Origin of the sequence: Legionella tunisiensis, assembly GCF_000308315.1 — a bacterium.
GTDB classification, from domain to species: domain Bacteria; phylum Pseudomonadota; class Gammaproteobacteria; order Legionellales; family Legionellaceae; genus Tatlockia; species Tatlockia tunisiensis.
Map to the genome: position 1 here is coordinate 1 of NZ_CALJ01000235.1, position 10787 is coordinate 10787.

The following is a 10787-nucleotide window of genomic DNA, read 5'->3' on the forward strand; positions in this document are numbered from 1 at the left end:
AAAAATTTCTACAGGGAATTTAAATAAGGTACCTGGTGGCCACCCATGGAAGACTGCGACTTGATAAGTACCCAAGTGACCCAGAAATCGCGATAATGAGTGATGAGCCTCAAGAGTTACTCCACTGTAAAACTCTCTCCACACCCACATTGACCTGTTTGATTAGGATTATTAAAAACAAACTTGTGATTTAACCCCTGTTTGACGTAATCAATACTCATACCTTTAAGATAGGGATAACTGCCTTTATCAATACAGATGTGATAATCACCCGCCAGTGGCAGAACAATGTCGTTCTCTTGAATCACTGCAACGTAATCCACAACATAAGACAAACCTGAGCAGCCAGTTTTCTTTACCGATAAACGAATCCCTTTGCAATCCTTCTGTTTGGCTAGATCAGAGAGTACATGACGGGTAGCTGCTTCACTTAAAGTAATACCCATTACAGAATCACTCTTATGTTGCATAACTTCACTCATTATTTTCCCCCTTTCTACCCTTAAATTATATTAAACACAGCGTTATTGACATTCCGCTAGTAAGATAATGAAATCAGCGACTCAATTTTGCTTTCATCATCCTCACGATTTCTTTATAACCATCCTCAATCTGCAGTGCTACATGATAGCGAATCGTTGGTAAAGCAAATTGTTGTATTAGCCAAGCATAATCATATCTTGGATGTATCTCCAACAAACTCCCTTCCAATTTCCGGCACAACCATTCAGCAGTAGCAATCAGATAAGGGTTACCATAGGCTTTAAAGCGCGCCTTAAGGACGCGACCTTGCTCATCACAACACAAATAAAAGTCGAAGACATCCCCTCGACCAGCCTCTCCCCCGTGATAATGAACACACAATGGCTGTGATAAATCCAATACACCAACATGGTTTGGCGAAAAAAAGCAAGATTCTACAAGTTCATTATACATCATAGTGGTGATATTTCGTGCAAACGGTTTATCTGATAACAAATTATTTCAATGGCCTGTTTCACTTGCTCCTCAGTAGTAAAACGACCACAAGACAATCGAATTGAACTATACGCTAACTCATCATTCAAGCCTAGGGCCCTTAGTACATAAGAAGGCTGCCTACTTGCCGCTGAACAAGCGGAGGCAGTTGAAATAGCTAATTCACGCAAAGCGAATAAGAGTGAATCTCCATCAACACCAGCAAAAGTCACATTTAAATTTCCAGCAATGCGTTGTTGTTCATGGCCATTTAAACGAATTCCGGGCAGATGTTTAATCCCTTGCCATAATTGCTGACGCAAACGCAAAATACGATCTTGCTCTTCTATTCGGGAATGTTCCGCTATAGCAAAAGCTTCTCCCATCGCCACTATCTGATGTGTTGCTAATGTACCTGAACGCATTCCACCTTCATGACCACCCCCGAAAGAAAGTGCTTGAATACGAATTCGCGGTTTATGACGAACATATAAAGCACCTATACCTTTGGGACCGTAATTTTTATGAGCAGAAAACGACATCAGATCAACGGACATTTTATGCAGATCGATTTCAATTTTACCGGCACTTTGTGCCGCATCGACATGGAAAATAATTCCTTTACCACGCAGCAATTCACCAATAGCACTAATATCCTGCACAACGCCTATTTCATTATTAACGTGCATGATAGACACTAAAATTGTTTCATCTCTAAGAGCTTGAGCCAGCGATTGTATATCGAGTAAACCATCTGGCTGTGGTTCAAGATAGGTTACTTGAAAGCCTTCTTTCTCTAATTGATGGAAACTATCAAGTACTGCCTTATGTTCTGTAAGCATGGTAACTACATGGCGACCTTTCCTTTGATAAAAACGGGCTGCTCCCAAAATGGCTAGGTTATCCGCCTCGGTCGCACCGGAAGTAAACACTATTTCTTGTGGCTGCGCACGAATGGCAGCAGCTATCTGTGCACGCGCACAATCCACAGCTTCAGCCGCCAGCTTACCATAGACATGAGTAATCGAAGCTGGATTACCAAAACAACCATCCGGCCCTAAATACTTCATCATTTTTTCAATTACCTCCGGATCAACAGGCGTAGTTGCCATATAATCCAAATAGATCGGTAATTTACCCATGCTTAACCCCCACTAGCGATCCTTCGCATACTTCAATGCATTTTGCATATGGCTTAAAATTCCCCGTAGAATAGTAACTTCCATGTATTCTAGTCCTGCACGATTAAATAGCCTTCTAATCCGTTGTACCAAGCGTCTAGTCGGCTTGGTACTCTTTAAAAAATTTATTGCTTGTAATACTTCTATTAGATGAGTATAAAACTGTTCCGCCTCATCTGCTGTTGCCAAACGATCATGGCGTAAGCCAACATCGGTCTCAGGTGATAATAGTTTCATTCGCAATTCATAGGCAATAATTTGTACAGCCTGAGATAGGTTTAAAGAACTGTATACTGGATTAGAGGGAATATTGACATGATAATGGCAGCGCAATAACTCTTCATTAGTAAGCCCTGAACGTTCACGGCCAAAAATAACCGCTACCTCAGTCTCATCAGGCTGAGAACGAACAAGTTCTGCACAACTTGCTGGAGTTAAACCAGGTAGGCTAAGACCCCGCGGTCTGGCACTGGTAGCAATAATCACTTGGCAACCTGTAAGCGCCTCTTCCAATGAGTCACAAACCACTACCTGCTGCAACAGATCATCCGCGCCGGCCGCCATTTCATAAGCTTTTTGATCAGGAAAAGACTTCGGAGAAACCAGATAGAGCTTATGTAAACCCATCGTTTTCATTGCTCTTGCAGCTGAACCGATATTGCCAGGATGAGACGTTTCAATCAGTACTATTCGAATTGAAGCAAATTTCATAACAACAGTCTAAATTATTCAATAATCGCAACTATACCAGCAATGACTTCTCTCTGTACAAAAAAATGTGTTAGAATCGCGAACTTTGCTAAAAACGAGTGAATCCATGCAACCACTATTAAATATTGCCATCACCGCCGCACGTCTTGCCGGTGATATCATCGTCCGCCATTTAGAACAACTTGATCGGATTAAGGTCACTGCAAAAAGCAGTGAAGAATATTTTACTGAAGTGGATATCAAGGCAGAGCAAGCCATTATTTATACTATCCATAAAGCGTATCCTGAGCATGGCATTATTGCTGAAGAAAGTGGTATTCATAATGATAATGCTGAATCAGTATGGATTATCGACCCGCTCGATGGTACAACTAACTATATGCATGGCTTCCCTTTCTTTTCAGTATCCATCGCCCATAAAGTAAAAAACCGTATTGAGCATGCTGTTGTCTATGACCCCATACGCCACGAATGCTTTTCAGCCAGTCGTGGCCGTGGTGCACAATTAAATGATCGGCGTATCCGCGTTTCAAAACAAACGCAATTAAATGCTTCCTTACTCGGGACAGGTTTTCCTTTCCGCAATATTGCTCTAGCACAACGCTATTTACCCACGTTTGAAGCATTAATTGGTAAATGTGCTGGTGTTAGACGTACCGGATCCGCCGCGTTGGATCTGGCTTACGTAGCGAGCGGTAGGTTGGATGGCTTCTGGGAATTTGGCCTTCGTCCCTGGGATATTGCAGCCGGCAGCTTGATTGTCAAAGAAGCAGGTGGACTCATTAGCGACCTGCAAGGTGGCGAAAATTACATGAAACAAGGCGATGTTGTCGCTGGCACTCCCAAAGTCTTCAAATCATTGCTGCAAACTTTTATGCCAATAATCAAGAGTTAAGGAGCTGTATTCTCGCCATTGCGGGAATAGTTTAGATGATAAAGACAAAAGATTGGTGTCTTGGTGTTAAAGGAACAGCGTTAATTTGTTAACCTGTTAGTACAGATTTTTATTATCTAACACGACATTGAAATGACTGGGGATAGACTCTATAATCTCGCCTCATCAAACAACTACAGGATATAAAATGCAACCAGGCGATGCCTTAACCGCTGAAGATTATTCCAAAGCAATGAATCTATTGGGGCAAAATTTATTGTCCGCGTTAACCCAATCCATAGAGAAACTGCCACAACCGCTACGTAACCGTAAAGTAGTATCTCAGGCTTTGTCTGCATTTCTTGCCAATCTTATTTATAAGCAATTTCCAGAAGATCAAGAGTCACGCCAGCAAATGCTTGATGAACTTACTACACTTATACAAGTTCAATTAGACGGCATCTCACAATTTTCTGAGTCTGTATAATAACCAATTTACTTCATTCCCTGCTCAAGCGGGGAATTTACAATACAATTAATGAACCGACGCACTGTCCACTACCTGCCGCAATCATGTACTGAGATAACAATCACTGGTATAACTTGGGACTTGTAGTCTTCGGGTTTCTCAATTTATTATTGAGCCTGATCACCCTTACATACAATTAAAAAGGGATTTTATGAAAAGATATCAACTCTTGCTAGTAGACGATTCCAAGCCTGCCCAAGAAGCATTTAAAGCTATTTTGGCCGATTTTCACTGTGATATCGTTGTTGCTGAATCAGGCGAACAGGCGATTGAGGAATGTAATCTTTTGCATTTTGATCTTATTGTGATGGATCTAAGCTTACCCAGACACAATGGATTTGAAATTACAGAGCACATCAAAAAAGCAGCGCTCTTAATAAAAATACTCCTATCGTGGCGTTAAGTGTTCATAAAAAAGCGATGTTTTCTACTCAAATTCGAAAATCGCAGATTAGCGGATTCATTTCCAAACCGTTCACTCGTGAAGAGGCAGCTGAATTAATGAACCTGCTTGAACAGAATGCCTTGTAACCTCTTCAATGAACAGCTAGGTTTTGCTAATTTTATGCCGGTTGTGGAAGGTCTTTATATTGATTATGAGAATTAATTATTAATCGATGATCCCTTTGATATACATCATCCCAAAAATGCAGCACCCCCTCTTCGTTTACCCAGGCTGTAATATAGGTCACACGAATGGGTATAGGATTTGCCAACTTAAAGGTGACCGTACGTCCAGACTCTAGTAGTTGTTTAATATCTGGCAATTGATCTTTGATTGAATCCTCATGTTTAGCAATTTTTGCAAAAAGAGTTAAAGGATTTTCTAAACGAACACAACCTGAGCTAAAGAAGCGCTTTTCTTTATTAAATAATTCTTTTGAGGGAGTATCATGCAAATAAACAGAATGAGAATTAGCGAAGTGAAATTTAATTTGTCCCAAGGCATTTTTGGAGCCGGGATCTTGTCGAAATAAATAAGCGCTTGGATTAACAGTGACGTCAGACCATTGAATTTTATTTAGTGGAATTTCATTTTTTAATGAATTCTTATGAAAAACCCGAATATGTTGCTCTCCCAGATAACTTGGATTGGTCAGTGCTTTTGGAATAAGGTCTTGCCTGACTATGGTGGGCGGTACATTCCAATAAGGATTTATAATAATGTGGGTTATTTCAGAATCTAATTCAGGAGTTGCCCGTGTACGCTTACCGACTATAACACGAGAAGTTATTTTTGTTTTATGCTTGCTGACATAACGCAAACGATAGTCTGGAACATTAATCCATATGTACTTGGGCGTAACCTGTTTGCTAAATGTTTTCCAACGTTTAATGTTAATATAAATCTGCTGTAAACGCTTTTGTGGCGAAATGTTTAAAGCATTCAATGTATCTTTACCGACAATACCATCGGCCAAAATGCCATGCCTTTCCTGAAATAGCTGAACTGCCTTTTCTAACTCTTTATCAAAATAAGAATCATTAATTGAGGCAGAAGCTGGAAGCTCCCCTGTTCTTTGCAATCGTTTACGAAGAGTGATAGTCGCATTACTGCGAGAACCGATTCGTAATGCCTTATCAGTTACAATGGTCTGCCAAGGATTCTTGACTGCCTCAAGGTAAAGGGGAATAAATGTTTCTAATTGATGATAAGGTGTATTATCTGGGAGATTAATTTGTTCTGCATCTACCTTGACGCTCGTTAAAATCCATGCAAAACAGAATACGCCTACCCCCTTCAACCATTGCCGCTTATCAAGCTTAACCATCTGGTTTATCCTCTATATTTTCTGCTATTCGTTGAGGCAGCGATTTTGCGAGGGCGCTAGGGGATTGTCAACAACATTGAAAGTGAATAGCCTGTGATTACCTTATAGACTATAAAAGAATCAATAGGTTAAATCCTGCTCTATTGATACAGGTTGCAAAAAACAACTAAAGTAAAATAATGTAATATTATCTTGCTCTAGGATGTGCGAGTGATTAAAAGGAATTAACAAATGCGAATTAAACCCATATTGGTAGCCCTCTGTCTTTTCCTATCCTCCATGAGTCATGCCACGCTGACTATTGGTACCCTTATGTTTAAGCCACCTTACGTTCTGTCTCCAAACAATCAATTTGATATTGATTTAGCGGAATTACTGTGCGAGCGCTTGCAAGAGCAATGTAATAGGTATGAACGCACTCTACAAACGATTAGAAGAAGGTAAAGTTGATTTGGCAATGGGAGGCATTCCGATTTCTTATGCCCTTAAAATAAACTTTATTTTCAGTTTGCCTTATATGCTAAATAAAGGGCAGTTTTTAGTACTGAAAGAGAACCCTATTCATTCCGTCAAAGGATTACAAGGACAAACCGTTGGTGTTTTGCGAAACATACTCAATGGAGGTGTATTTTATAATTATCACCTGAATCATTACCAGAAACTATTTCAAGTCAATATGCATGAAGACAAAGAATTGAAAAGCGAAAGAGGCCACGGGAATATTAATGTCTGACGATCAATATCTGGAGGCCTCTATGCATCTCGAAAGACTACACGGTAGTATTTAAGCTCTTATACCTTGCTGCATACCCATTGCTATGGGCAATTGATTGGCAACAGCAGTACCAATATTTTTGCCATCCTCTCAAATACACTTTGCTTATAGGTATAGTCGATAATTTGGTCAATCTTGACGATATTACGAGCAATCTGGCCGCTGCTAGCAAAACCATCAATTAGTCCACGGTTTTTAGCCTGTTGACCTGTCCAAAAAAGCCCTGAGAAAGTAAGATCATCAATTTTAAGACGGTTGCCCCGCCCTTCTTTGACTTTCGCGATGAATTGCTGATGCACATCATCCAGCATGGTTTGCAGGAGTTGTTTATCACCGGGAGCCACGGGTGAGAAAGGATCTAGAAAGCCTTTATTAACCCCTGCTGTCTGTAAACGCCTACTCACTCCAATTTTTTGCATGGCATCGGTAAAACCAAAACCGTTATACAACACACCAATCGAACCAACCATGCTTGCAGGATTGGCATAGATTTCATCAGCACCAGCAGCGAGATAATAAGCAGCGGAAGCACACATATCGACACACACAGCATACGTTTTAATATCAGGATATTTTTGACGATAATATCGCAGAGCATTGTACATATAGTCAGCCTGTACAGCACTACCGCCTGGACTGTTAATTCGTATGATCAGAGCTTTCAATCCCGTATTTTTGTAGGCACCATCCAAACCCTTCACAAAATTCTCTGCACTGCCACTATCAGTATCGAATATAGTTCCATTCACATCAACCAAACCTACGTGAGGTTTAGCATGTAACGCTTTATCCTCATCTCTATAAGTGATAACTGCATAAATAACAAAGGCAAGCAGCAATAAGAAAATGATTCTCTTTACCCAACGCCAACGGCGTTTTCTCTTCTGTTCCTTCATAAACTCAATAACAATCTGGTTTAACAAGGTTTGAGAATCTGGATTCTCAGTCATTGGATTATTATTCATAATTAATACTTGATATTGTCAAAAGAGCCCTCATTTTACGGGGTACTGCATCATTTAAACAATCATTTCCTGAAAAAGAGAGACCTTTATATGAGAATGGACAAGCTTACCTCAAAATTCCAAATGGCTTTAGCCGATGCCCAATCATTAGCGTTGGGGAGAGATAATGGTTTTATTGAACCAGAACATCTCATGAAAGCACTGCTTGATCAACAAGGCGGCAGTTGCCGGCCTTTGTTAACGAAAGCTGGAGTTAATTTATCCCAGCTGCGAACCTTAATAGACCAGGCTCTGGATAAACTGCCTAAAGTTTCAGGAACAGGAGGAGATATCCATATTTCCAATGCTCTTGGACGCTTGCTTAATCTCACTGACAAATTATCTCAACAAAGAAAAGACAGTTATATTTCCAGTGAGATATTTGTCTTAGCGGCTATTAGTGAAGACGGATCGCTGGCCAAATTATTAAAGCAAGCTGGTGCTGATAAGCAGGCAATCGAAAAAGCTATCAATGACATCCGGGGTAATGAAACAGTAAATGATCCCAATGCTGAAGAACAACGACAAGCGCTGGAAAAATATACGCTTGATTTAACGGAGCGTGCAGAACAAGGTAAGTTGGATCCAGTGATTGGTCGCGATGATGAAATACGTCGTACTATCCAAGTCCTGCAACGACGTACAAAAATAACCCCGTCCTCATTGGAGAACCTGGGGTAGGAAAAACAGCTATTGTGGAAGGCTTGGCGCAACGAATTGTTAATGGCGAAGTACCTGAGGGCTTAAAAGACAAACGTTTATTGTCCTTAGACATGGGAGCCTTAATTGCTGGCGCCAAATTTCGTGGTGAATTTGAAGAGCGATTAAAAGCCGTCTTGAATGATTTGGCGAAACAAGAAGGGCAAATTATTTTATTTATCGATGAACTCCATACGATGGTTGGTGCCGGTAAAGCAGAAGGAGCAATGGATGCAGGTAACATGTTAAAACCTGCTCTCGCACGTGGGGAATTACATTGTATTGGTGCCACAACACTGGATGAATACCGTCAGTACATTGAGAAAGATGCAGCCCTTGAACGCCGTTTCCAGAAAGTTTTAGTCAACGAGCCAAGTGTTGAAGATACCATTGCTATTTTGCGTGGCTTAAAAGAGCGTTACGAAGTGCATCATGGTGTTGAAATCACCGACCCGGCTATCGTAGCAGCCGCCACACTTTCTCATCGCTATATTAGTGATAGACAATTACCTGATAAAGCCATTGATTTAATCGATGAGGCAGCTAGTCAAATCCGTATGGAAATTGATTCCAAACCAGAAAGTCTGGATAAACTCGACAGACGCCTCATTCAATTAAAAATTGAACGGGAAGCGCTGAAAAAGGAACATGACGAAGCCTCCAAAAACGTTTGGAAGATTTACAAAAACTATTGGAGAACTGGAAAAATTACGCTGATCTGGCTGAGATCTGGAAAACAGAAAAAGCCACGCTACAAGGTGCTACTCAAATTAAAGAAGCCCTCGAGCAAGCAAAAATTGAATTGGAAACAGCAAGAAGAGCTGGCGATTTAGCACGCATGTCAGAATTACAATACGGCCGCATTCCAGAACTGGAAAAACAACTGAATCAGGTTTCTACCGCTGAACCCAGTGAAACGAGACTAGTGCGCAACAAAGTCACTGAGGAAGAAATCGCCGACGTTGTTTCTAAATGGACAGGGATTCCTGTTTCTAAAATGCTGGAGGGTGAAAGGAAAATTATTACACATGGAAGAAGCCTTACATAAACGACTCATTGGTCAAAATGAAGCAGTTGATGCGGTGGCCAATGCTATTCGCCGCTCACGAGCTGGCTTATCCGATCCAAATCGTCCTATTGGTTCCTTCTTATTTCTTGGTCCAACAGGTGTTGGTAAAACCGAGCTTTGTAAAGCCTTAGCCGCTTTTCTCTTTGATACAGTAGAAGCCATGGTGCGAATTGATATGTCTGAATTCATGGAAAACATTCCGTTGCCCGCTTGATTGGCGCACCTCCAGGTTATGTGGGTTATGAAGAAGGTGGTTATTTAACTGAAGCTGTACGTCGTCGTCCCTATTCCGTGATCTTACTGGATGAAATTGAAAAAGCGCATAGCGATGTATTTAATATTCTTTTACAAGTGCTTGATGACGGCCGTTTAACAGATGGCCAAGGTAGAACAGTTGATTTCCGTAATACAGTGATTGTCATGACTTCCAATATTGGTTCTTCACTTATTCAAGAGATGGGAGCCAAACTGGATTATGAGCAGATTAAAGCAGCTGTCATGGATTTAGTCAGTCAGCATTTTCGCCCTGAATTCATCAATCGTATTGATGATTCCGTGGTATTCCATGCTTTAACCAAAGAACAAATTGCCAATATTGCCACTATCCAAATTGGTTATTTGCAGCAGCGATTGCACCAGCAAAATATCGCTTTGCAGATTAGTTCCGAAGCGTTGGCACACCTTGCTGAAGCAGGTTTTGATCCAGTGTATGGGGCAAGGCCATTGAAACGGACTATTCAGCAAAAACTAGAAAATCCATTGGCCCAATCGTTATTAACAGGCCAATTTAAGCCAGGTGATAAAATAAATGTTCTCTGGAAAGATAATCATTTACAGTTTACCTGAGTTTGACAAAAGCAAGGCTTCTGATGCAGAGGCCTTGCTACATCACAAATGTAAATTCAAGCCTATTTGTCTCCTTCAATTCCTTCGATTGATTCAGCAAATCAGTTTCCATTAATTCAAGGCCTCCCCAAGCGTCAAATTTAATTATTGTGGATTCCCCTGGTAAATGGGTAAAGAATTTTAGGGCGCTAAAAGCAAGATCAGTGGTCTTCGTATCCAACGTATTCTCCAAACCCTCAATAACCTCACGGATTGCACTATCAAGGTGAGAATAAGGTACAGTTTGACAGGCTTTTAAGGGTAAAATATAAGCCCCTAAAAGAGCGTGTTGATTGTAGATCTCTAATCTCTCTATCATTGTTTCTACAAA

General features: G+C 40.8%; 12 protein-coding genes and 2 pseudogenes. 7 read left to right on the top strand and 7 right to left on the bottom strand.

Going from position 1 to position 10787, the window contains the following annotated elements; translation table 11 throughout:
• Window positions 1–116: 116 nt before the first annotated feature.
• From BN58_RS14135 to BN58_RS14150, 4 genes are all read right to left on the bottom strand, one after another.
• Complete coding sequence (locus tag BN58_RS14135; protein WP_019217382.1) at window positions 117–482, bottom strand: HesB/IscA family protein; 366 nt, start codon at window positions 480–482, stop codon at window positions 117–119.
• A gap of 73 nt (window positions 483–555) precedes the next feature.
• Window positions 556–939, bottom strand: coding sequence for an iron-sulfur cluster assembly scaffold protein (locus tag BN58_RS14140; protein WP_026069499.1), 384 nt, complete (start codon window positions 937–939; stop codon window positions 556–558).
• Complete coding sequence (locus BN58_RS14145) at window positions 936–2099, bottom strand: IscS subfamily cysteine desulfurase (protein ID WP_019217384.1); 1164 nt, start codon at window positions 2097–2099, stop codon at window positions 936–938. Before BN58_RS14145 ends, BN58_RS14140 begins: the two co-directional genes overlap by 4 nt.
• A gap of 12 nt (window positions 2100–2111) precedes the next feature.
• Entirely contained in the window at window positions 2112–2849 is a 738-nt protein-coding gene (locus tag BN58_RS14150; protein ID WP_019217385.1) for an RNA methyltransferase, read from the bottom strand.
• Between the two features lie 106 nt (window positions 2850–2955).
• On the opposite strand from BN58_RS14150, the gene BN58_RS14155 reads away from it, so the two are divergent.
• From BN58_RS14155 to BN58_RS31000, 4 genes are all read left to right on the top strand, one after another.
• Window positions 2956–3744 (top strand): inositol monophosphatase family protein, encoded by a 789-nt coding sequence (locus BN58_RS14155; RefSeq protein WP_026069500.1) that lies wholly within the window; start codon window positions 2956–2958, stop codon window positions 3742–3744.
• 187 nt (window positions 3745–3931) lie between these two features.
• Complete coding sequence (locus BN58_RS14160) at window positions 3932–4210, top strand: hypothetical protein (protein ID WP_019217387.1); 279 nt, start codon at window positions 3932–3934, stop codon at window positions 4208–4210.
• A 193-nt stretch (window positions 4211–4403) separates the two neighbouring features.
• Window positions 4404–4655: a response regulator gene (locus tag BN58_RS14165; protein ID WP_019217388.1), complete on the top strand. Its 252-nt coding sequence runs from the start codon at window positions 4404–4406 to the stop codon at window positions 4653–4655.
• Window positions 4646–4783, top strand: a complete 138-nt coding sequence (locus BN58_RS31000; protein ID WP_019217389.1) for a hypothetical protein — start codon at window positions 4646–4648, stop codon at window positions 4781–4783. The genes BN58_RS14165 and BN58_RS31000 overlap by 10 nt, the downstream gene beginning before the upstream one ends.
• Window positions 4784–4815: 32 nt before the next feature.
• Here BN58_RS31000 and BN58_RS25675 read toward each other — a convergent pair whose 3' ends face one another.
• The gene (locus BN58_RS25675) at window positions 4816–6024 is read right to left on the bottom strand and encodes a L,D-transpeptidase family protein (RefSeq protein WP_019217390.1); all 1209 of its coding nucleotides are present in this window, start codon (window positions 6022–6024) and stop codon (window positions 4816–4818) included.
• A gap of 231 nt (window positions 6025–6255) precedes the next feature.
• Between BN58_RS25675 and BN58_RS31005 the strand changes: the two genes are divergently transcribed.
• The gene (locus tag BN58_RS31005) at window positions 6256–6468 is read left to right on the top strand and encodes a hypothetical protein (RefSeq protein ID WP_156812537.1); all 213 of its coding nucleotides are present in this window, start codon (window positions 6256–6258) and stop codon (window positions 6466–6468) included.
• Window positions 6434–6757 (top strand): type 2 periplasmic-binding domain-containing protein, encoded by a 324-nt coding sequence (locus BN58_RS14180; protein WP_019217391.1) that lies wholly within the window; start codon window positions 6434–6436, stop codon window positions 6755–6757. The genes BN58_RS31005 and BN58_RS14180 overlap by 35 nt, the downstream gene beginning before the upstream one ends.
• A gap of 51 nt (window positions 6758–6808) precedes the next feature.
• On the opposite strand, the pseudogene BN58_RS25680 reads toward BN58_RS14180, so the two are convergent.
• Window positions 6809–7764: pseudogene (locus BN58_RS25680) on the bottom strand (S49 family peptidase).
• Between the two features lie 90 nt (window positions 7765–7854).
• Here BN58_RS25680 and clpB point away from each other — a divergent pair.
• Window positions 7855–10417 (top strand): annotated as a pseudogene (clpB, locus tag BN58_RS25685) (ATP-dependent chaperone ClpB).
• A gap of 37 nt (window positions 10418–10454) precedes the next feature.
• Here the strand turns inward: clpB and BN58_RS14215 are convergent.
• On the bottom strand, window positions 10455–10787 hold a 333-nt coding region (locus BN58_RS14215), incomplete at its 5' end, for a hypothetical protein (RefSeq protein ID WP_026069502.1).

What these genes read in the sequence shown, in the direction of transcription:
- BN58_RS14135 (WP_019217382.1), bottom strand. Translation starts at nt 482, where the DNA reads ATGAGTGAAGTTATGCAACATAAGAGTGATTCTGTAATGGGTATTACT.
- BN58_RS14140 (WP_026069499.1), bottom strand. Translation starts at nt 939, where the DNA reads ATGATGTATAATGAACTTGTAGAATCTTGCTTTTTTTCGCCAAACCAT.
- BN58_RS14145 (WP_019217384.1), bottom strand. Translation starts at nt 2,099, where the DNA reads ATGGGTAAATTACCGATCTATTTGGATTATATGGCAACTACGCCTGTT.
- BN58_RS14150 (WP_019217385.1), bottom strand. Translation starts at nt 2,849, where the DNA reads ATGAAATTTGCTTCAATTCGAATAGTACTGATTGAAACGTCTCATCCT.
- BN58_RS14155 (WP_026069500.1), top strand. Translation starts at nt 2,956, where the DNA reads ATGCAACCACTATTAAATATTGCCATCACCGCCGCACGTCTTGCCGGT.
- BN58_RS14160 (WP_019217387.1), top strand. Translation starts at nt 3,932, where the DNA reads ATGCAACCAGGCGATGCCTTAACCGCTGAAGATTATTCCAAAGCAATG.
- BN58_RS14165 (WP_019217388.1), top strand. Translation starts at nt 4,404, where the DNA reads ATGAAAAGATATCAACTCTTGCTAGTAGACGATTCCAAGCCTGCCCAA.
- BN58_RS25675 (WP_019217390.1), bottom strand. Translation starts at nt 6,024, where the DNA reads ATGGTTAAGCTTGATAAGCGGCAATGGTTGAAGGGGGTAGGCGTATTC.
- BN58_RS31005 (WP_156812537.1), top strand. Translation starts at nt 6,256, where the DNA reads ATGCGAATTAAACCCATATTGGTAGCCCTCTGTCTTTTCCTATCCTCC.
- BN58_RS14180 (WP_019217391.1), top strand. Translation starts at nt 6,434, where the DNA reads ATGAACGCACTCTACAAACGATTAGAAGAAGGTAAAGTTGATTTGGCA.